Raw genomic sequence first — 21,917 nt, 5'->3', positions numbered from 1 at the left:
AGAAAAAACATATTTTTATTTCATTCAAATAAAGAAAAAATTAAATACCTTTGAATTATGAGCACAGCAACAAAACCAAAACACATTGGCAGAAACATTAGCCGAATCAGAGAACTTCGAGGTATGAAGCAAGAAGCACTTGCGCAGGCAATTGGTACAAATCAGCAGGCTATTTCTGGAATTGAAGGAAGCGAAACTATTGACGAAGCAAAACTTGCAAACATTGCAGAAGCACTTGGCGTTACTGTAGAAGCCATCAAGAGTTTTTCAGAGGAAAATGTATTTAATTATTTCAATACTTTTAATGAATCTGTTACGGGAAGCTTTATAACTAATAATTCTTGCAATTTCAATCCTCTTGATAAAGTTGTTGAACTTTACGAACGTTTAGTTCAGGCTGAAAAAGACAAAAACGAATATTTAGAAAAATTACTAAAAGGAAAATAATTCCTCAACAATAAAATTCTACAAAAGCACAACTATCTTATGATTTTGTGCTTTTTTTGTAAACGAAAAACAAACTAGCAAAAAAAAAACAAAATGAAACCACAAATACGAATCCTACTTTATTCAATTCTTTTCTTTTTATATCTTACTGCAACTTCCCCTTTATTGTTGCTGGGCGAAAAATTAAAAACAGATCCTTATTTAACTTTAGGTTGTGGGTTTGCCGTTCTTAATCTTATATATGCATTTTTAGCTTTAAAATGGAATCCTATATTAAATATACTCTTCGCTGTCGGGATTGCAGCTTTAGCCTTATTTCTAGCTCTGAAATTTACAAACTTACATTTGCTTTTAAATTACGATCCGTATCAGGTTAAAACGGCAATATTTGCCAATGCTTTGTTTTCTGTTATTTTTTGGGAAATTGTTTATCAGGTGAAAATTAGAAGAGGATAAAAAATATGAAAAACCTACTTTTCTTAGTACTCTTTTTATTCTTTTTCCAAACATCTTACTGCGATGTTGTTCCCGAAAACACACATTATTATGGAAAATGCGTCAAAATAATAAACATAGATGAGTTTCCTGATTATTCTTTTATTGGCTATATAAAGCAGGTGTCAGGAGACCACTCTACTGAATCGTATATTATAAATTCTAAAGATTGTATTCACAAAGGATATAAATTCAACATGTTTTATATCGTGGCTGCCAAGAAAAGCTATCTTTTAAATAAAAATTTAGATAATCTTAATTGGTTAGAGGATAAAAATGTTCTAAAAGCTAATATTTCTATCGGCAGCGAGGGCGGATATACTGATAATGACGACCCAATGTCTTTTCTCGAAGAACAGTATAAAATTGTAAAACTTACCAAGACAAGAATTATATTATATAAATGCAAAGAATTATTTGAATATAGTAATGGAGAACCATTTTCGGTAAAAGAATATGCTTATGAAGAACAAAGCAAAAGCGATGTTTATCCTTTTAAAAATGACGACAGAGTAATTGAAATTTATCCAAACACTAAAATATTTCATTTTTTACTCGCATTGCTGGTTACAATTTTCTTCGAAACCCTTATTTTATTTCTTCTATTTAAAACCAAATACAAGAAACTAAACATAAGCAGCAGATTATTGTTAATTACAGGATTCATAACTTCATTTTCAACTTTGCCTTATGTTTGGTTTGTTTTTCCTGCCTTTATAACATCAAGATTTCCTTATATTGCATTTAGCGAATGTTTTGCAATTATTGTCGAATCAGTTATAATTTATAAATTACTTAAAATAGATTTTAAAAAGGCACTTTTAGCTTCTTTAGTCTGTAATGCAATCTCATTTTCAATAGGACTGCTTATTAATTGGAATAGTGTTTATGATATTATTCTGAACTTTATATACTCCTAAATCAATCCTTAACTAAGATTTTTTTTAAGATAATGAAAATAAAACTTGTATTAAATTCCCGAATAATTCATATCATTTTTGGTGTTCTACTACTAACAATATTTAGTAATTGTAGTAAAGAAAATAATGATGATGTCATGAAACAGTTTGAAAATGACTTTAATGATTCGATAACAAAATACAAAGCCGAAAAGTTTGAATATAAATTCGAAGCACTTGTACAGCAGACCTCTTATATATTTGACTCTAAAATAAAGCTTTTAAAATATTCCCACGAACCTGAAAATGGTTTCATTCAATCATTAGTTTTCTTCGATTCTTCGACTGATTCCATTCAAAAAATTATTAGACGTGAAATAACCCCTGAATGGAAAAACAACAGCTTTAAATTAGAAGATTCGTGCGATACTACTTATGTACTTTTTTACAGTCCTAAAAGAAAAGTATTAAAATACTTTGATAATAAAGTAATCGATTCTTCATCTAATGAAGCTTTATTAAAGAAAGACATAAACTACATTAAAAAAATGAAAGTAGATACGGAGAAAAAATACAACTATAAGTAATCTATCTTATTCTAAATATTTACTCTTGTTTTCCAAAGTTGAGAATCAAAACCTTCAAATAAAAAACCTATTTTTAATATTCCAAATCAAAACCAAAAACCTATGAAAATTACGATTCCCCTATCGGCATTATTCTTATTATTTACGGCAAATGTATTCAGCCAGACTCTTACAGATTTAAAACTAAAAGCTAAAGAAATTCCAAAAGGCTACGCTCCTAACGACGGTCAGATTTGTGTTACTCCTCAAGCTTGTAATTTTTATACTGATATTGAAACCTACAGCAACATTGTTGGAACCGTAAAAAGCAAACAAATTCAGAGTTTTAAAAACAGAGCAGACAGCGGTTCTATTATGTATTTTGAATTTGATCACGTTTTTAAAGGCGACAGATTTTTACAGGGATTATTATGGGGAAAAGACGGTCAGCCAACAGATGAACATCCGGAAGAATATCTGGCAAAAGGAAAATTTCTAATCATCTGGAGTTTTCATCCTGACAGCCCAATCAAAGAAAAATCTGAGGCTAAAATAGAAGCGATTTTAAATAAATAACAATCTTTATTGATCTCCAAAAAAAGAAGTAAATGAAAAACCATAAATTTTCTAAAATTATTCTTTTCATCTTTTTACTACTCACGTTTATAAGCTGTGAGCATGCTGTAGACTGTATAAAGGAAAGAAAGCCTAATTTGATTTCTAAAGAATTAAAAACGGGATCTGTTTTTGTAATGTACAATGATAATGTAACTTACGAAATGTTAAACACACGTACAGATGAATATCGAATTGATTCTGCATCAATTGAGGGAAATCTTCCTCCCGGGCTTAATTACAGTATTAACAATCACAATGTAACTCTTAGCGGCATACCTAAAAAAAATGGTACTTATGAGTTTACTGTTTCAATAACCGTTACTCCGCTTAATGATAATGATGAAACTGATAGTTTGTGCGAAAGCAGTACTTCCAAAAAATACAAAATAACAATTCAATAAATACTAACAGCGACAATAATACAACTATGAAAAACACTGTAGAAATTGCCAATCGTTTTAGAGAAACTATTTTAAACGGAACCTGGATTGCGAATACCAATTACAAACACCAGCTCGAAAATCTAGACTGGAAAGTTGCTGTAACTCCCGTAAAAAATCTCAATACCATTTCAATTTTGGCGCAGCACATTCATTATTATATCAATGGAATAAATAATGTTTTTAAAGGCGGTCCGTTGGATATAAAAGACAAATTTAGTTTTGACTTCCCTCCTATTACTTCGCAGGAAGACTGGCAGACTTTTTTAGATAAATTCTGGAATGCTGCCGAAGAATTTGCTTCTTTTATGGAACAAATGTCCGACGAAAAATTAGATCAGGTTTTTGTAGATGAAAAATACGGAACGTACAAAAGAAATATCGAAGCCATGATTGAACATAGTTATTATCATTTAGGACAGATTGTTTTGATCAGGAAATTATTGACAAAATAAAATTAAAAAACATAAAAAATGAAAACAAAACTACTAGTCTTAATAACCATTCTTTGTTTGGTAAGTTGTAAAGAATCGAAAAAAATTGAAAGAGAAAATGAACCAACAATTTATGGTGTAGAAAGTGAAGATAAAGAAATGAATGCTGCAATTGAAAAAGCCAATCAAACCTTAAATGATTTCAATACTGGATTATCAAATCCTAAAGCAGAAAGTCTGGCTTTAAAAGTTGAGTTTGCAAATTCAAACGGAATCGAACATATGTAGGTTGGTAATATTGAGTTTAAAGACGGTAGATATTCAGGAATTTTAAACAACGATCCTGAATACGTTAAAGAATACAAAGCAGGTGATAAAATAGATATTGATCCTTCAAAAATTAGTGATTGGATGTATATCGAAAACGGAAAACTATTTGGTGGTTATACCATAAAAGTTTTACGAAATAGAATGACCGAAGAAGAACGCAAACAATTTGATGCCGAAAGTGGTATGCAAATCGATTAAATATTGAAGTGAGCCTTTGAATTATCAATTAAAATACTTTGCTTCATTTCTTATGAAAAATTAATGTTCTGGCTTAGCCCCGATAGAGCCGATATCCTCGTAATGAAATGGAGAGATAAAGGCGAAAGCGGGACTAAAAGTCCTTCTAGAAAATGAAATTCCCTGCTTCTAAAAAATTTAAAAAAGGCATAGTTGTTCAAAGTTAAAAAAGATATATTTACACCTTCAAAATGAATATCATGCAAAAAATTACTTTTTTATTTTCTATATTATTTTTAGCCTTTTCTTCATGCGGCGTTAAAACAACCCAAGCTTTAATAAGTGACGGTAATTACGACGGCGCAATTGATCGCGCTGTAGAAGCTTTGAGAACCAATAAAGATTCTAAAGGAAAACAAGATTATGTCTTTTTGCTTGAAGAAGCGTATGCAAAGGCAAAAGACAGAGATTTGCGTGATCTTGATATGATGTCAAAAGAAGCCAATCCTGCAAATGCAGAACGTATTTACAATACTTATTTGCAGCTAAATAACCGTCAGGAAAAAATTCGTCCTTTATTGCCTCTTCGTTTATTGAAACAAGGAAAAAATGCGAGTTTTCCGTTTGATAATTATTCAGATCAAATTGTGAGCAGCAGAAATGCACTTTCGAAATATTTATATGAAAATGCTTCGGCACTTTTAAAATCAAAAAACAAACTGGATTTTAGAAAAGCGTATGATGATTTTTTCTATTTGGAAAGCATAAACCCAAATTACAAAAACACCAAAAAACTGATGGACGACGCTCAGTTTAAAGGAACTGATTTTGTGGATGTTTATGCTAAAAACGAAACCAATATGGTGATTCCGAAACTGCTTCAGGACGATTTATTGGATTTTAAAACGTACGGACTGAACGATAAATGGACAGTTTATCACAATGCGAGACAAAAAAATATAAATTATGATTATAGTTTAATCATCAGTTTTAAGGAGATTTTTATTTCGCCAGAGCAGATTAAAGAGAAGGAATTCATTAAAGAAAGACAAATTAAGGATGGTGTAAAAACACTTCTTGACAGTCGCGGAAGACCTGTAAAAGACAGTTTAGGAAAAGAAATAAAAGTAGACAATTACAGAACACTTCGTGCCAATATTTACGAGTTCAGACAATTTAAATCTTGTCAGGTAACGGCAAAAGTAGATTATGTTGATTTAAGAACGAATCAGTTACTGCAGACTTTTCCTGTAAGCAGTGAGTTTATTTTTGAAAATATTTATTCGACTTATAAAGGTGATCGAAATGCCTGCGACGATAACTACGTTTCGTATTTTAATAAACGTGCCGTTCCGTTTCCGAATAACGAACAAATGGTTTATGATACTGGCGAAGATCTAAAAGCAAGACTAAAAGATATTATTGTTCGAAATAAATTTAGAGGATAATTTAACACTACACAAAAGGCGCATTTCATGCGTCTTTTTTCTTTTATAAACTTCTCACATTAAAAAAATTGCAAAAAAATAATTGCGCAACCAAAAAGTTGCTTATATTTGCAACTGATTAGTTGCGTAAATTATATTTAAAATGAAACGAGATATATTTCAGGCCATTGCCGATCCTACCCGAAGAGCAATTTTAGTTTTGGTTTCTGCCAATGCATTAACTCCAAATGCGATTGCCGATCAATTTAATACCACAAGACAAGCCGTTTCGAAACATATTAAAATTTTAAACGAATGTGAGTTACTCGACGAAAAAAAAATAGGGCGGGAAATTTATTATCAGCTAAAAATTGAAAAAATGAAAGAAGTTGACCAATGGCTCGAACAATTCAAGAAGATCTGGGAAAGCCGTTTTAGCCAGCTGGATCAAGTATTAATTAATCTAAAATCTAAAGAAAATGAAATCTAATCTATTAATGAATTTTACTGTAGACAAAGAAAATAAGACTGTAAATATAAAACGTGAGTTTGACGCATCGTTATCAAACGTTTGGTCGGCTTGGACAGAATCTGAAATTTTAGACCAATGGTGGGCACCTGCTCCGTTTAAATCTAAAACAACAGTTATGGAATTTAAAGAAGGTGGAAAAAGATTATATGCCATGGTTGGGCCGGAAGGTGATGAACGCTGGAGCGTTTTTGAATATACTTCGATTTCTCCAAAAACAAACTTTAAACATTCTACTACTTTTTGCGATGCCGAAGGAAACCCAAATTCAATTTTTGGAAGTTCGTATTGGGATTTAACCTTTTCTGAGCAAGGTGATTTGACAGTTGTTGATATTGCAATAAGACGAGACAGCTTTGAAGAATTAGAAAAAATAATCGAGATGGGTTTCAAAGAAGGAATTACAGCAACTATGCAAAGTCTGGATAAAATCTTTGAAGCACGAAAATAAAATAATAATCATTTAAAATCTTAAGAATATGAAATCAAATCTTTTAATGGATTTTACTGTAGACAAAGAAAATAGTACCGTAAATGTAAAACGTGAGTTTGACGCTTCATTAGCAAACGTTTGGTCTGCATGGACAGAACCTGAAATTTTAGATCAATGGTGGGCTCCGGCTCCGTGGAAATCCAGAACAAAAAGCATGGATTTTAAAGAAGGCGGACGCAGAATATATGCTATGGTTGGCCCTCAAGGTGAGGAACATTGGGCAATTGCCGATTTTACTTCGATTAGTCCGAAAACTAATTTTAAATATCTGGATGCTTTTAGCGACAGCGAAGGAAACTTAAATACTGATTTTCCGAGATCAAACTGGAATGTGAATTTTTCTGAGCAAGGAAATTCTACTATTGTTGATATTGCTATCAAACATGAAAATTTATCTGATTTGGAGAAAATCATTGAAATGGGTTTCAAAGAAGGGTTTACAATTGCAATGGAAGGTTTAGACGAAATTTTTGCCGGAAAAGCAAAATAAATGTGTTCAAATGATAGGAAAGACGAAAGCTGCAAAAAATAAAAATTGTAACTTTCGTCTTTTTACAAATCATTTTTACTTCTATAATGAACCAATTTTTTACCCTCACTTTTTTATTTCTTTCCGCAAATCTAATTTTCAGCCAAAACAGCAAATCTAAAACCGTTGAAACGACTAAACCTTTTGTTTTAGGTGTTATAGATGAAATTCAATCTAAGGAATTAGGCGAAAATAGAATTTTAAACATTTATCTTCCTGAAGGTTATAATCCTAAAGATCAGGAAAAATATCCCGTAATTTATTTATTAGATGGTTCTGCCGATGAAGACTTTATTCATATTTCGGGTTTAGTTCAGTTTAATAGTTTTGAATGGATCAATCAGGTTCCAAAATCGATTGTTGTAGGTATTGCAACGGTCGACAGAAGAAGAGATTTTACTTTCCCTACAACTGTTGAAAAGGATAAAAACCGATTTCCAACAACCGGACATTCAGATAAATTTATTTCTTTTATCGAAAAAGAATTACAGCCTTTTATTGATAAAAAATACAAAACCAACAATTCTAAAACGATTATCGGTCAATCTTTAGGCGGATTATTGGAAACCGAAATCTTATTCAAAAAACCGTCTCTTTTTAATAAATATGTAATTGTAAGCCCAAGTTTATGGTGGGATAATGGTTCTATTTTAAATCTGGATTCTGAAATTTTTCAGGAGAATTTCAAACAAAATGTTGAGATTTACATTGCTGTAGGCAAAGAAGGACTTGCACCAACCCAAATGCCGAGAGTTATGGAAGTCGATGCTAATTTATTGGCCGAAAAAATAAAGGCATCAAAAAGCAAAAACATCAAAAGCTATTTTGACTATTTCCCTGCAGAAAACCACGGTACTATTTTACATCCGGCGGTTTCGAATTCTTTTAAATTCTTTTATCCACAAAACAAAGAATAAAATGAAAATAACAGAAGAAAATAAATTAGATAATCCCGTTTGGAATTCACTATCTGAAAGCCACGATAAATTTGCTATTGACTATAACGGAACCAAATTTTATAATCCTGATTATTGTCCGTTTGGAGGATTTTTAGACCTTGAAAGTACTTTAGAATCAGCAGAAAAATATGCTTCATTATGTGAAAATTTCTTTATTGTTGGCGAAAAACCCAAAATCGCTGACACTTTGAAAATTGTAAAAGAACTAGTTTGTCTACAAATGATTATTCATAAAAAAATTCAAATAACATTTGATAATGAAATCATTAAACTGAATGAAGAACATGCAGCAGAATTATTCGATTTAGTAAATTTAGTTCAGCCTGGATATTTTAAAACCAAAACATCTTTGTTAGGTAATTATTACGGAATTTTCAATGATGGAAAATTAGCTGCAATTGCAGGCGAACGCATGAAAATGAACAATTTTACAGAAGTCAGCGCTATTATTACGCATCCGGATCACACCGGAAAAGGTTACGCTAAACAGCTGACTTCGCACGTTGCAAACAATATTTTTGATGAAGGTAAAATTCCGTTTTTGCATGTCGTTGAAAGTAATATAGGAGCTGTCAAACTCTATGAAAAATTAGGTTTTGTTACCCGAAGAAAGATGAGTTTCTGGAATATTTCTAAAAAAATCTAAAATTTACTTTTCATTAAAGAACTAATTCAAGGTTCAAAAAATAATAAGAAATTTCACTTGAAAAAATGCAGCAGATTATTAAAAAACTCTATATTTAACCAAAATTAAACATTACCAAAAACCACAATTTTGAAACAAATGAAACTACTTAAATTTCTATTTCTAGCATTGTTTATTACTTCTTGTTCTAATGATGATGCACCTGTAAATAATTCAGATAATGAATCTTTACTTAAAGAAATAAACCCAGATTTATTTTACTCTGACTTTGTACCTGTTAATCCGGGAGTAATGAAATTTACTTTAGAATATGATTCAAACCAAAAACTAACGAAAAAAAATGGTGGTTTTTTTGCTGTTGCAGGTTCAACTGGTTACAACAGAGTGTACACAAAAGATGTTTATACTTCTTTCGTTTATTCAAACAATACAGTAACCATTGAAGATTTTTCGACCTCTCCAGATTTTCAAGTAGGGAAAAACACCAAACTAATTACTTTAAATTCTGCAAATCAAATTATTGCAAAAGAAATCCCAAATACATCCAGTCCGTATTTGGCTAAAAAACAGATTTTTACATATAGCGAAAATAAGCTTATAAAAATAACTACAACTTATCCAAATGTTCCTTATGACGCTTCAGATCCAAATGATTATGTTAGATCTTATGCGGAGAATTTTTATTACGATGCAAATGGTAATTTGACAAAAACCGAATATCTGGAATTGCATAATGGAGTAAGTAAAGGTGAAAAAATCATCAGAACTTTTGAAGATTATGATAACTCAACAAATCCTTTCAAAAAATTACAATTATTAGAGGAATGTTTCTATCGTTCTCTTTCAAAAAATAATTACAGAAAATATACAGAAATTAAGTACTATGATGCTGCTTTGAGCTATGAAAGCAGCAGAACCTGGGTTTTTACTTATGAATCAAACGGACAAATAATTATCAAATAAAATGATTAAAAAATTGCTGCCTTTTGAAGAATTATTTTACCGTTCAAAACTAACAAAAGAAGATCTTTTATTGCATTTACAAAACGAAATTGAAGCTGAAAAATCTTTTGGTTTTGGCGCCAATAACTTTTCATATTCTAAGCCTTATGTTGGTAAAATTTTTAATAATAGTTTTGAAATCAAAAGAGCTATAAACTATAGAAATTCGTTTTTGCCTATCATAAAAGGAGAAATTAAAGAGGATATAAATGGCTCTAAAATAATTGTAAAAATGAGTTTGGTTGAACTTGTAAAAGTTTTTATGATTATTTGGCTTGGCGGTGTTTCTATCGCATGTATAGCCGTAACATACAATATTTTATTCAACAACGGACTTAATTCTGAAGCTGGATTTTTTATGTTTATTCCTTATCTAATGCTTATATTCGGAATTGCAATGGTTGGATTTGGTTTTAAAATTGAAAGTAAAAAAAGTGCTCAGGATTTAGAAACAATTCTTCAGGCAAAAATAATAGAACGATAAAACAGTAATTAACTTTATTTCTTTCTTATTATGACACCAAATAAACAAACCGTAAACGAATACATGGCCGCTTTTAGAGTAAGCGATCATGACAGAGTTCTTGCTTGTCTTACAGATGATGTAATTTGGGAAATGCCCGGAATTTATCAGCATGTGGGAAAAGAAGCATTTGATAAAGAAATTGAAAATGAGAACTTTGTAGGCAGTCCAACGATACAGATTATAAAATTAATTGAAGAGAATGATATCTTAATTGCCGAAGGCGCTGTTCAGGGAAACATGAAAAACGGAAATAAACTCGATGCCGTTTTTTGCGATGTTTTTGAAATGGAAAATGGAAAAATTAAAAAGCTTACCTCCTACTTAATGTCAAAAAATGCCAATTTAAAATTTGAATAACTTGATATTCAAATCTTAAAAAATATTTTTTTTATATCTTTGCAAAACTAAATAAACCGCACAATCTCTATGTGAATAAAAATTTCTTTCGGACAATTTTAAGGTAAGCCATAAAACGGCTTGCTCATTTGTTTATTCCTTAAAGAAAGAAATTATGGTTATTTTACAGAATATCTCATACCTACATTCAAACAAAGATTTGTTGTTTGATAAAATTACTTTTACAGTTAATCATCACGAAAAAATTGCTTTAATTGGCAATAACGGCGTTGGAAAATCAACATTATTAAAAATTATTGCAGGTGAATTACAGCCTGCTGACGGCTTATTAAAAACAGATTCGAAACCCTATTATCTGCCGCAGATATTTGGGCAGTTTAATCATCTTACAATTGCTGAGGCTTTGCATGTTGAAGACAAACTAAATGCATTGCACGAAATCCTTAACGGAAATGTTTCTGAAGAAAACCTCAACATTTTAAACGACGACTGGACAATTGAAGATCGCTGTAATGAAGCGTTACAATATTGGCAATTGAATGATTTAAGTTTAGATCAAAAATTAGAAATATTAAGCGGCGGACAAAAAACAAAAGTTTTCCTGGCCGGAATTTCAATTCACGAACCTGAACTTGTTTTACTTGATGAACCGAGTAATCATTTGGATATTTCGGGAAGGGAATTATTATATGGTTTTATAAAAAACACTTCTTCAACTTTAATTATAGTAAGCCACGATCGAAAATTACTGAATTTATTAAATTCTGTTTACGAATTATCGAAACACGGAATTACGGTTTACGGCGGTAATTATGATTTTTATACCGAACAAAAGCAAATCGAAAACAACGCCTTGAGTCAGGATATCCAGAGTAAAGAAAAGGCTTTGCGCAAAGCGAAAGAAAAAGAACGTGAAACGCTCGAACGTCAAAACAAACTGGATTCCCGCGGCGAAAAAAAGCAAAAGAAAGCAGGAGTTTCGAGAATTATGATGAATACTTTACGTAACAATGCCGAAAATAGTACAGCAAAAACAAAAGGTGTTCATGCAGAAAAAATTGGCGGAATCTCAAAAGATTTACAAGAATTGCGTTCGGCTTTACCGGATATTGATCAAATGAAATTTGGCTTTGACAAAACCAATCTTCATAAAGGCAAAATACTTTTTACAGCGACTGAAATTAATCATAGTTATGAAGATCAATTGTTATGGAAAACCCCACTTAGTTTTCAAATTCTAAGCGGACAGCGTATTTCCTTGAAAGGTTTAAATGGTTCTGGAAAAACGACTTTGATAAAAATAATCATGGGCGAATTACAATCCAAAACAGGAACTGTCTACAAAGCTGATTCTAAAATAATTTACATTGATCAGGATTATTCGCTTGTTGAAAATCAAGTTTCGGTTTATGAACAAGCTCAGAAATTTAATGTTTCGGGGTTACAGGAACATGATATAAAAATGAAACTGAATAAATTTCTGTTTTCGCAAAATGACTGGAACAAGCCTTGTTTCGCTTTAAGCGGAGGAGAAAAAATGCGTTTGATGCTTTATTGTTTAACGATTAATAATCAGGCTCCAGATATTATTATACTGGATGAGCCAACAAATAATCTTGATATTCAAAATATCGAAATCCTGACAGCTGCAATTAATGAGTACAAAGGGACTTTAATTGTGGTTTCGCATGATGTTCATTTTTTGGAAGAAATCCATATTGAGGATTTTATTGAGTTGAATTAAAGGTACAGTTTGTCATTTCTCGTTCCTTGGAATGACAAGACTGCGCAGAACTTTGTCAAAGTTTCAAACTTTGACAAAGTTTTCACCTCAAAGCCTTACAATCTAAAATCTAAAATCAGAAATCTAAAATCAGAAATCTAAAATCAATTACCCCAGCCATCCCTCACGATCCAAACTTCTATATTGAATAGCCTCCGCAATATGCTGCGAAATTACAACCGGAGCATTATCTAAATCCGCAATGGTTCTCGCAACTTTCAAAATTCTGTCATATGCTCTTGCAGAAAGATTTAAACGTTCCATGGCGTTTTTTAAAAGCTCTTTTGATTGTTCGTCTAATGCACAAAACTCACGGATTAGTTTACTGCTCATTTGAGCGTTGTAATGGATATTTTCTATGTCTGCAAAACGTTTGGTTTGAATTTCACGCGCAGCTGTAACACGTTTACGAATTTCAACACTGCTTTCGGCTTTACGGTCGTCTGCCAGTTTATCAAACGGAACCGGAGTAACTTCAATATGAATATCGATTCGGTCTAAAAGCGGACCTGAAATTTTACTCATATAACGCTGCATTTCGTGCGGCGATGAAGTATTGGGCATACTTGGATCATTAAAAAATCCACTCGGACTTGGATTCATACTCGCCACAAGCATAAACGATGACGGATAAGTTACCGTAAATTTAGCTCTCGAAATTGTAACTTCACGATCTTCAAGCGGCTGACGCATTACTTCTAAAACATCACGTTTAAATTCCGGCAATTCATCCAAAAATAAAACACCATTATGTGCCATAGAGATTTCTCCCGGCTGCGGATAACTTCCGCCGCCAACCAGCGCCACATTCGAAATTGTATGATGTGGACTTCGAAACGGACGCTGATTCATCAACCCAACTTCTTTTAATTTTCCGGCAACGCTATGAATTTTAGTCGTTTCAAGTGCTTCGCGCAAAGTCATTGGAGGCAAAATACTGGGAACACGTTTTGCCAGCATTGTTTTTCCTGCTCCGGGCGGACCAATTAAAATAATATTATGTCCGCCTGCAGCCGCAATTTCCATACAGCGTTTTATACTTTCTTGTCCACGAACGTCAGAGAAATCAAATTCTGGGAAATCTAGGGTTTTGTAAAATTCAGCTCTCGTATCAATTACAGTTGGTTGAAGAATTCCTTTTCCTGCAAAAAAATCAATTACTTCTTGCAGATTCGAAACGCCGTAAACATCTAAACCGGCAACAATTGTAGCTTCTTTTACATTTTGGATAGGCAGAAAAAAACCTTTATAACCTTCTTCTTTTGCCTTTATAGCAATAGGCAAAGCGCCACGGATAGGCTGTAAACTTCCGTCAAGAGAAAGTTCACCCATAATAATATATTGTTCAATTTCTGGTGCTTTTATCTGATCTGAGCCAACCAAAATTCCCATTGCAAGAGGCAAATCATAAGCAGAACCTTCTTTTCGAAGGTCGGCCGGTGCCATATTTATGGTAATTTTTTTCCCGGGAAAACTTAAGTTATTATTTTTGAGGGCTGCCGCGATTCGGTAACTACTTTCTTTTATGGCATTATCCGGAAGACCAACTAAATGATAACCAATCCCTTTATCCATATGAACCTCGATCGTAATCGTTGTTGCTTCAACTCCAAAAACGGCACTTCCGTAAACTTTTACTAACATAATATTCCTTTCATTAATTGTTTTTAAAACTAATGAAAAAATATTAAAATGTAAATATTTTATTACAAATAAAGAATTTTAAAAATTAAAGTCATAAATTTATATCCGAATAAGACTTTTTCAGACATATTTGATATGCTATTTTTTTCTGTCAATAGACTGGCAAGTTACCATTATTCCATCATCATAATTTCATCAACAATAGATTTTTCGATATAAAGCGCCCTTACGGGAGTAAACTTTTTGTTTATGCGCTTTTCAAATATCTCAAATTCTTCTTTTAGTGATGTTTTATTTGAAGGAAGAGGATAAGTCATATTGTACTTAATATCAATATTTTTTTTCTCAATGTTAATAATAATGAATCCCTTATCAAGTTCAACAAATGTAATGTCGATTTTATCAACAAAACCAAATATTATATAATTTTCAATTTGGTTTGATGTCGTAGAAAATTTTATAGAAGGTATTAATGATGATAATGGATTTCCGCTATTAGTTGTAACATTTTCTATCAAATCTTTGACGTTATCAAAGTCCCAAGAAAAACCTTCAAATTTATTTTTTACATCAATTTTTGGTGCAACTTTATTTTCCTTGAGAATGCCCCAACAAGTTACAATAAGTTTATCCCCATTAGGATATACCCAAGATATTAAATGTGAAGAATGATTGTGAAAGTTAGATTCAAAAAACATTAATTCTTTAAAACAATAGATAACACCCGAAATTGTAAAAAATAACCCCAAAACATTAAATGCATTAAAATTGTTATATGCTGTACAACAAAAAAATGCAAACAAAACAAAGGAAAATAACATTCCTAATTTGATTACTTTTGATTGATTTTTTATCATCTCTTCCATTATATATAGTTTAATGGTTATATGAATTTGAGGTTTCATAATATCTGACATAATTTGAGTTACCTCAAGATTATTTATTTATGATAAATTCACACAAAGCTACCAAATATTAATTAACAACATAAAATTAATTAACTGTATTTCAAATACTTAAGACTAAAATAATCAACCTCATATCATAATACTATAAAAATTTGAAATAGTGTGATGTAGACTTCTAAACCGACGCTGTCAACCCCGCTTCTTTCAATTTTCCAGCAACAATTACATATTAAAATCGCAACTCAATCTGCGTTTTAATCTCCTCAACAATCTTACTCAAATCCAAACTATTTTGATGTGACCAAAGTTCACTTTCAATTTGATTATTTTTGATACAATTGTTACACTCCATAATTTCATGAGCATAACCTTTCCCAAGAGTCGGCAAATTATAAACTGATTCTTGTTCTTCTTTAAAAACAGAATATCCATCAGCCATAAACCAAGGCGAATTTAGTTCGATTCGGCCTTTTGTTCCGCTAATTAAAGCTTTCATATCAGATTCTGAAACTATAGAAGAATGTAAAATAGATTGGGCTTTTTCATATTGTAAAATCATGGAAGTCTGTAAATCAATTCCATTTTTATGATGAACAGCTTTTGCGATTATCTCTTTCGGAATTCCGAATACTATATAGGAGAGAAATAATGGATAAACGCCAATATCAAATAATGCACCGCCTCCGCGGTTTTTATTAAAAAGTCGGCTTCCTTCAACATCATTTCCTATAAAGGCAAAATCGGCTTTTATGTAATTGGGTTCACCAATAATTCCACTTTCAACTTTTGCCAAAACATCCTGAACAGCCGGAATAAATCGTGTCCAAAATGCTTCCATAAAAAATTTATTATGTTTTTTAGAAGCCTCGATCATACGTTCGGCATCTTTATAAGAAAGTGCAATTGGTTTTTCGCATAAAACATGTTTACCGCTTTCGAGTGCTTTTATAGATAATTCAGCGTGCGAATCGTGAGGCGTTGCGATGTATACAATATCCATTTCCTTGTCTTCAAAAATTAAATCATAAGAATTATACATTCTCATAGCATTGAATTTGGCTCCAAATTCCTCTGCTTTCAAAATATCTCGTGAAGCAACAGCAAGTAATTCTGCATCTTCAACCAATAATAAATCTGTTGCAAATTGATGTGCAATGTTTCCCAATCCAATTATTCCCCACTTTATTTTCTGATTTTTCATTCTTAAATTTTAATTATAAAAAGTGTTAAAAACATTAAATATAATTCAACAATAAATCCAATTAGATGTTTTTAGATAACAAACAACAAGTTTAACTCAAAAAAGTGTATTAAAAAAATAGGAAAAATATTCGATTTGAAAATCAAGTAAAAAAAAACGCTGCTAAAATGTAAATTTTAAGTATGTTTTAACAAATACATTTAAAATTTAGGGGGTTAAATTTAAAAATTAACAAAAATTAAACATTAGACTCTATTTTATTAGGGGGTATTAAATCATTTTATACTTTTATCAAAAATTTTAAAACTAAATAACTATGCGAAAAATTATTTTAAGTGTGATTCTTATCACTATTTTGGTACTAACCTTTATATCGAATTTCATCATCGCCGATAACCCAATTCCGGCAGAAGCTGTAAAGTTTGATACGGGAGATACGGCTTGGATGATCGTTGCAACTGCTTTTGTATTGTTAATGACTCCAGGATTAGGATTTTTCTACGGAGGTATGGTAGGTAAGAAAAACGTTATCAGTACTATGCTTCAAAGTTTTATGGCAATGGTAATTGTTACAATTTTATGGGTTGTTGTTGCTTTTGGATTAGCTTTTGGTCCTACAATTGGAGGAATCATCGGAAATCCATCTTCTAATTTATTCTTTGAAGGTGTTGGAACAAACACTGCATGGAGCCTTGCACCAACGATTCCGTTTATGTTATTCGCATTATTTCAGGCCAAATTCGCCATCATTACTCCTGCGTTAATTACAGGTGCTTTTGCAGAACGTGTACGTTTCTGGGCTTATTTGTTATTCATGGTTTTATTCATAATTGTTATATATGCTCCTTTGGCTCACATGACTTGGCATCCAGATGGAGTTTTCTTTAAAATGGGAGTTCTTGACTTCGCTGGTGGAACTGTAGTACACATGAGCGCTGGTTGGGCTGCATTAGCCGGAGCTATCTTTTTAGGAAAAAGAAAAATTCAAAAAGTTAATCCTGCGAGAATTACTTATGTATTATTAGGAACAGGTTTACTATGGTTTGGATGGTTTGGTTTCAATGCAGGATCTGCATTAGGATCAAATGGTTTAGCTGTACAGGCTTTAGGAACAACTACTGTTGCTGCTGCCGCTGCTGCAATGGCTTGGGTTTTCCTTGATAAAATTTTAGGTCACAAATTATCTGCACTTGGAGCTTGTATTGGAGCTGTTGTAGGTCTTGTTGCCATTACTCCTGCTGCTGGTTTTGTTAGCATTTCTCATGCAATCTTCATTGGTTTATTTGCTGCAATTGTAAGTAACCTAGTAGTAAGCAAATTCCCTAAAGGAAAAATCGACGATGCTCTTGATGTATTTGCATGTCACGGTGTTGGTGGTATGGTAGGTATGTTATTAACTGGTGTTTTCGCTTCAAAAGCTATTAACCCAGTTGTTGGTGATAACCAAGGTTTAATCTTCGGAACTCCAACTTTATTTATCAACCAATTAACTGCTTTAGTTATCGTTTCAATCTTTGCTTTTGTAGGTTCTTATATTTTATTCTTTGTTGTAAATAAAATTACTCCTCTAAGAGTTACTGAAGAAAAAGAAGAATTAGGTTTAGATATCTCTCAACACGGAGAATTCTTATAAGAAATTAATTTTTATATACTACTTGCTGATAAAAAAAGCACTCTATATTATTTAGAGTGCTTTTTTGTTTGAATTAACTTCAACCGATTTAAATATATATTTTAGATTTTAGAGTGTGGATTTTAGATTAAAACTTCATATCGTCAAAGATCTAAAGACAAACTTCTTAAAACATAGCCCGCGGTTTCAACCGTGGGACGCATAGAATAGAGGTTTGATGTTGATTCTGCTCCCGCGATTTCAACCGTGGAAAACATCATAAAATCGAGATTTGATATTGATTGTGTTCCCGCGGTTAAAACCGCGGGCTATGTTTTTAATGCCGTTAAGATTTTAAATCTTTAGAGAGATTAAGAATTAGAAGATCTCTTAATTCATAACTCCTAACTCACAATTCATAACTTATTTAAAATTAGCAATTCCCTCTTTTAACCAATTTAAATATTCATCTGCACTTACATAACTAATTGTTGGTTTAGAAGTATGTAGATTATTTCCTTCTAAGTCTGTAATAACATATAAAGGCTGCGTATTGGTTTTATATTTTGAGATCATAAAATCTGTCCATTTATCGCCAACTGTAATGATTTTGTCTCCGGCAGCGGTTACAAATTGTTCTTCTTTTGGCAATTCACGTTTGTCATCAACATAAAGAGAAATTAAAACAACATCATTTTTTAGGATTGGTAAAATCGTTGGTTCAGACCAAACGTTGTTTTCCATTTTTCTACAATTTACGCAGGCATAACCCGTAAAATCTAACATAATTGGTTTATGGATTTCTTTTGCATAAGCTAATCCATCTTCGTAATCGTGGAAAACCATAATTCCGTGCGGGCCTAATTCTGCACCTTCAGGAAGTCCTTTTACATCGGCACTCAAACCTGAGTTACCAGATCCTCCTACTCCAAACGGACTTTCGCTATATTGCGGCGGCGGCGGAAATGCACTGATTAATTTCAACGGTGCTCCCCAAAGTCCCGGAATTAGATAAACTGTAAATATTAAAGTAAGTAATCCCATATACAATCTTCCAACTGAAATACGTTCTAACGGGCTATCATGAGGTAAGGTAATTTTTCCAAATAAATATAATGTCATTGCTGCGAAAATTGCGATCCAAATCGCTAAGAATACTTCCCTTTCTAAGAAATGCAATTGTAAAACTAAATCGGCGTTTGATAAAAATTTAAATGCAAATGCTAATTCTAAAAAGCCTAAAACTACTTTTACGGTATTTAACCAGCCTCCAGATTTTGGTAATGAATTTAACCATCCCGGGAACATAGCGAACAACATAAACGGAAGTGCTAATGCAGAAGAAAATCCTAACATTCCAACAGCTGGAGCAATACCTCCATTTGTCGCTGCTTCAACTAAAATCGTACCTACAATTGGTCCTGTACATGAAAAAGATACAATTGCTAACGCTAATGCCATAAATAATATTCCTATTATTCCTCCTCTATCGGCTTGCTGATCAGCTTTGTTTGCCCACGAATTTGGAAGCATAATTTCAAAAGCCCCTAAAAACGAAGTAGCAAAAATAACTAAGATCACAAAGAAGATAAGATTAAACCAAACGTCTGTAGACAATGCATTTAGGGCATCTGCACCAAATATTTTAGTAACAATCAATCCTAAACCAACATAAATTACAATAATAGCAATGCCATAAATAATAGCATTTCTTATTCCAGCAGCTCTCGTTTTACTTTGTTTCGTAAAAAAGCTTACTGTCATTGGAATCATTGGAAAAACACATGGCGTCAATAATGCGGTAAATCCAAACAAGAAGGCAACAAAAAATATAGACCATAAACTTCTTGTAGGTGCCGGAGCAGGAATTTCTTCTTTAGCCTGAGCTAACTTTTTATCTGTTTCTATTACTTGCTTTATCTCAGAAGCAGGAGCTTTTTCAACAGTATCTATTGCTAAACCAGTTCTTTTAGTTTCGTCTAATTGTGCTGGCGCTATAACCGGAACTTCATCCATTTTAAAGGTTGAAGGAACTGCAATAGAAAATTTCTTATTTGAATTGATACAAACTTCTTTACAAACCTGAAAATCAAAATCAACATCAACCGTTTTTAAATTCGGGTTAATGATTTTAATTTCCTGCTCGATATGTGCTTTTCCTTCAAAAAAAGTTTCATTTACACCAAAAACGTCATTAAAAGCAGTTCTGGTTTTACCTTCTTTTGCTTTTCCTACTAACTCGTAATTTCCTTTTTGGTTTTTAAAAGCGATTTCTAATGCAAGCGGTCCGCCTTCTGGAGTGAATTGCGAATACATATGCCAGTCTTTTTCAATTGTTCCGTCGAAAATTAAAACGGCATTATTTCCTTTTTTTTCAATTTTAGAAGTCCATTTTACTGGTTCCAAAATTTGAGCATTACTTGCCAAAGCAAAAAAGAAAAACAGAAAAAAGACAGTGATTTTATTCCAGATATTTTTAGAAAATATCATTTGATGGTTTTGATTAAAGTTCATTATTGCAATTCTATTTTAAGTATTTTATTTGTGGTGTTTTTTATTTTAAAACGTTCATCCTGTCGAATCCCAACAATCCAAACAATTTGATTATCAGACGCTAAAATCCATGTTTTTTCCTTTTCGATCAGCGATAATTTTTCATCTTTAAAAAGTTTACTTACTTTTTTAGACTTTCCATGCATTCCAAAAGGCTGAAAAACATCTCCCTCATTCCATCTACGTAAAATCAAAGGAAACCGGATTTTTTCGGCGTCCACAAAGATAGCTTTATTTGAATCTATTGTAATGTCGTCTACCTGACAAAGCTTCAATTTTAAGGGAAAATTAACTTCTGTATCGTTTGCAGCAATTTCAAATTCTTCTTTTTCTGATATTTCTGAAACCGGGCTTAAAATCAAAGTTTCTCTATTTTTCAATAATCGAAATTCTGAAGAAAGAACTTGTTTTCCTGATTGCCCTTCGACTAAATCGTAAATATCATTCCATGCCGAAAAGCCAAATTCATTCAGCCATTGGTACAAATACGATTTATAATTGGGTAGTTTTTTCAACTGATTCAAATCGAAATGAATATCATCGCCAGATTCTTTTGCAACTTGCTGATAAATCATAATCGACGCATCTTCGACCATAACCTGCGATTCCTGCAAATACGATTGTGTTTTTTGAAATGCGTTTAAAAAATTAGGATTGATTTCTTTAAGAATAGGAACTAAATCGTGACGAATTTTATTTCGTAAATATTTATTAGAAGCATTACTGCTGTCTTCTCTCCATTCGATATTATTTTCTTCGGCGTATTTCAGAATTTCTTCTCTTGAAAATGGCAAAAGCGGACGCATTATTTTATCGTTTTCTTCTGGGATTCCGGTTAATCCTTCTAATCCTGTTCCGCGGGTTAGATTAATAATAAAGGTTTCCAGATTATCATCGGCATGATGCGCTGTTAAGATATAATCGAAGTTTTTTTCTTCCAGAAGTTCATAAAACCAGCTGTAACGAAGTTCTCGTGCCGCAACCTGAGTCGAAAGTTTATAATCTTTTGCAAATGCTTCGGTATCAAACTGCGTTATAAAAACGGGAATGTTATTTTGATCGCAATATTCCTGAATAAAATTCTGATCGCCGAAACTTTCCAAGCCGCGAAGTTGGAAATTGCAATGCAAAACAGCAATTTCATACGGTAATTGTTTTAGTAAATGCAATAAAACCATACTGTCTAAGCCCCCGCTAACAGCGAGAAAAAGCTTTTTCTCGGCTAAAAATGGAAATCTGAATGTGATATGGTTTTGGAATTTTGAAAGCATTTGATAAAAGTAACAAATTAAATTTTATCTATTTTTAAATGAAATGTTAAGCAACCATTTTTTTATTTGCC

Annotated in this window: 25 protein-coding genes; 20 read left to right on the top strand and 5 right to left on the bottom strand. The window is 32.2% G+C overall.

Going from position 1 to position 21,917, the window contains the following annotated elements:
- Positions 1-57: 57 nt before the first annotated feature.
- The 19 genes from B3C18_RS25400 (at position 58) to B3C18_RS25310 (ending at position 12,618) form a co-directional block, all read left to right on the top strand.
- A complete protein-coding gene (locus B3C18_RS25400) occupies positions 58-447 on the top strand; it encodes a helix-turn-helix domain-containing protein (RefSeq protein WP_291153550.1) in 390 nt (129 codons plus the stop codon).
- A 93-nt stretch (positions 448-540) separates the two neighbouring features.
- A complete protein-coding gene (locus B3C18_RS25395) occupies positions 541-903 on the top strand; it encodes a hypothetical protein (protein ID WP_291153548.1) in 363 nt (120 codons plus the stop codon).
- Between the two features lie 5 nt (positions 904-908).
- A complete protein-coding gene (locus B3C18_RS25390; RefSeq protein ID WP_291153546.1) occupies positions 909-1,862 on the top strand; it encodes a hypothetical protein in 954 nt (317 codons plus the stop codon).
- Positions 1,863-1,894: 32 nt separating this feature from the next.
- Entirely contained in the window at positions 1,895-2,428 is a 534-nt protein-coding gene (locus B3C18_RS25385; RefSeq protein ID WP_291153544.1) for a hypothetical protein, read from the top strand.
- Between the two features lie 102 nt (positions 2,429-2,530).
- Positions 2,531-2,983, top strand: a complete 453-nt coding sequence (locus tag B3C18_RS25380; protein WP_291153542.1) for a hypothetical protein — start codon at positions 2,531-2,533, stop codon at positions 2,981-2,983.
- 32 nt (positions 2,984-3,015) lie between these two features.
- Entirely contained in the window at positions 3,016-3,426 is a 411-nt protein-coding gene (locus B3C18_RS25375; protein WP_291153540.1) for a putative Ig domain-containing protein, read from the top strand.
- A gap of 26 nt (positions 3,427-3,452) precedes the next feature.
- A complete protein-coding gene (locus B3C18_RS25370; RefSeq protein ID WP_291153538.1) occupies positions 3,453-3,920 on the top strand; it encodes a DUF1572 family protein in 468 nt (155 codons plus the stop codon).
- Positions 3,921-3,938: 18 nt separating this feature from the next.
- Positions 3,939-4,187 (top strand): hypothetical protein, encoded by a 249-nt coding sequence (locus tag B3C18_RS25365; RefSeq protein WP_291153535.1) that lies wholly within the window; start codon positions 3,939-3,941, stop codon positions 4,185-4,187.
- A 9-nt stretch (positions 4,188-4,196) separates the two neighbouring features.
- The gene (locus tag B3C18_RS25360; RefSeq protein ID WP_291153560.1) at positions 4,197-4,427 is read left to right on the top strand and encodes a DUF2314 domain-containing protein; all 231 of its coding nucleotides are present in this window, start codon (positions 4,197-4,199) and stop codon (positions 4,425-4,427) included.
- A gap of 239 nt (positions 4,428-4,666) precedes the next feature.
- Positions 4,667-5,854: a hypothetical protein gene (locus B3C18_RS25355; RefSeq protein ID WP_291153532.1), complete on the top strand. Its 1,188-nt coding sequence runs from the start codon at positions 4,667-4,669 to the stop codon at positions 5,852-5,854.
- A 142-nt stretch (positions 5,855-5,996) separates the two neighbouring features.
- Entirely contained in the window at positions 5,997-6,323 is a 327-nt protein-coding gene (locus B3C18_RS25350; RefSeq protein ID WP_291153529.1) for an ArsR/SmtB family transcription factor, read from the top strand.
- Positions 6,313-6,813 carry an SRPBCC family protein gene (locus B3C18_RS25345; protein WP_291153526.1) on the top strand — a complete coding sequence of 167 codons (501 nt, stop codon included), beginning with the start codon at positions 6,313-6,315 and terminating at the stop codon, positions 6,811-6,813. The genes B3C18_RS25350 and B3C18_RS25345 overlap by 11 nt, the downstream gene beginning before the upstream one ends.
- A 28-nt stretch (positions 6,814-6,841) precedes the next feature.
- A complete protein-coding gene (locus tag B3C18_RS25340; protein WP_291153522.1) occupies positions 6,842-7,345 on the top strand; it encodes an SRPBCC family protein in 504 nt (167 codons plus the stop codon).
- A gap of 86 nt (positions 7,346-7,431) precedes the next feature.
- A complete protein-coding gene (locus B3C18_RS25335; RefSeq protein WP_291153519.1) occupies positions 7,432-8,301 on the top strand; it encodes an alpha/beta hydrolase in 870 nt (289 codons plus the stop codon).
- Between the two features lies 1 nt (position 8,302).
- Complete coding sequence (locus B3C18_RS25330) at positions 8,303-8,989, top strand: GNAT family N-acetyltransferase (protein WP_291153516.1); 687 nt, start codon at positions 8,303-8,305, stop codon at positions 8,987-8,989.
- A 138-nt stretch (positions 8,990-9,127) separates the two neighbouring features.
- Entirely contained in the window at positions 9,128-9,952 is an 825-nt protein-coding gene (locus B3C18_RS25325; RefSeq protein WP_291153511.1) for a hypothetical protein, read from the top strand.
- Position 9,953: 1 nt separating this feature from the next.
- Positions 9,954-10,475: a hypothetical protein gene (locus tag B3C18_RS25320; protein ID WP_291153508.1), complete on the top strand. Its 522-nt coding sequence runs from the start codon at positions 9,954-9,956 to the stop codon at positions 10,473-10,475.
- A 30-nt stretch (positions 10,476-10,505) separates the two neighbouring features.
- Positions 10,506-10,874 carry a nuclear transport factor 2 family protein gene (locus B3C18_RS25315; RefSeq protein WP_291153505.1) on the top strand — a complete coding sequence of 123 codons (369 nt, stop codon included), beginning with the start codon at positions 10,506-10,508 and terminating at the stop codon, positions 10,872-10,874.
- 154 nt (positions 10,875-11,028) lie between these two features.
- A complete protein-coding gene (locus B3C18_RS25310) occupies positions 11,029-12,618 on the top strand; it encodes an ABC-F family ATP-binding cassette domain-containing protein (RefSeq protein WP_291153502.1) in 1,590 nt (529 codons plus the stop codon).
- Positions 12,619-12,765: 147 nt separating this feature from the next.
- Here B3C18_RS25310 and B3C18_RS25305 read toward each other — a convergent pair whose 3' ends face one another.
- The 3 genes from B3C18_RS25305 to B3C18_RS25295 all read right to left on the bottom strand — a co-directional run bounded on the left by B3C18_RS25305 (position 12,766) and on the right by B3C18_RS25295 (position 16,410).
- On the bottom strand, positions 12,766-14,301 hold the full coding sequence (locus B3C18_RS25305; protein WP_291153499.1) for a YifB family Mg chelatase-like AAA ATPase: 1,536 nt from the start codon (positions 14,299-14,301) through the stop codon (positions 12,766-12,768).
- Positions 14,302-14,474: 173 nt separating this feature from the next.
- The gene (locus B3C18_RS25300) at positions 14,475-15,167 is read right to left on the bottom strand and encodes a hypothetical protein (RefSeq protein WP_291153496.1); all 693 of its coding nucleotides are present in this window, start codon (positions 15,165-15,167) and stop codon (positions 14,475-14,477) included.
- A gap of 271 nt (positions 15,168-15,438) precedes the next feature.
- Positions 15,439-16,410 carry a Gfo/Idh/MocA family protein gene (locus B3C18_RS25295; protein WP_291153493.1) on the bottom strand — a complete coding sequence of 324 codons (972 nt, stop codon included), beginning with the start codon at positions 16,408-16,410 and terminating at the stop codon, positions 15,439-15,441.
- 316 nt (positions 16,411-16,726) lie between these two features.
- Here B3C18_RS25295 and B3C18_RS25290 point away from each other — a divergent pair, with 316 nt between their 5' ends.
- On the top strand, positions 16,727-18,043 hold the full coding sequence (locus B3C18_RS25290) for an ammonium transporter (protein WP_291153490.1): 1,317 nt from the start codon (positions 16,727-16,729) through the stop codon (positions 18,041-18,043).
- A 402-nt stretch (positions 18,044-18,445) separates the two neighbouring features.
- Here the strand turns inward: B3C18_RS25290 and B3C18_RS25285 are convergent, their stop codons facing one another.
- A complete protein-coding gene (locus B3C18_RS25285) occupies positions 18,446-20,536 on the bottom strand; it encodes a protein-disulfide reductase DsbD family protein (RefSeq protein WP_291153488.1) in 2,091 nt (696 codons plus the stop codon).
- Positions 20,536-21,846: a tRNA lysidine(34) synthetase TilS gene (gene tilS / locus B3C18_RS25280; RefSeq protein WP_291153485.1), complete on the bottom strand. Its 1,311-nt coding sequence runs from the start codon at positions 21,844-21,846 to the stop codon at positions 20,536-20,538. Before tilS ends, B3C18_RS25285 begins: the two co-directional genes overlap by 1 nt.
- Between the last annotated feature and the right edge of the window lie 71 nt (positions 21,847-21,917).

The organism is Flavobacterium sp. UBA7680 (genome assembly GCF_002482975.1).
Taxonomy (GTDB): Bacteria; Bacteroidota; Bacteroidia; order Flavobacteriales; family Flavobacteriaceae; genus Flavobacterium.
The sequence above is the reverse complement of the archived record's forward strand: the minus strand, read 5'-3'. Positions and strand labels throughout refer to the sequence as shown.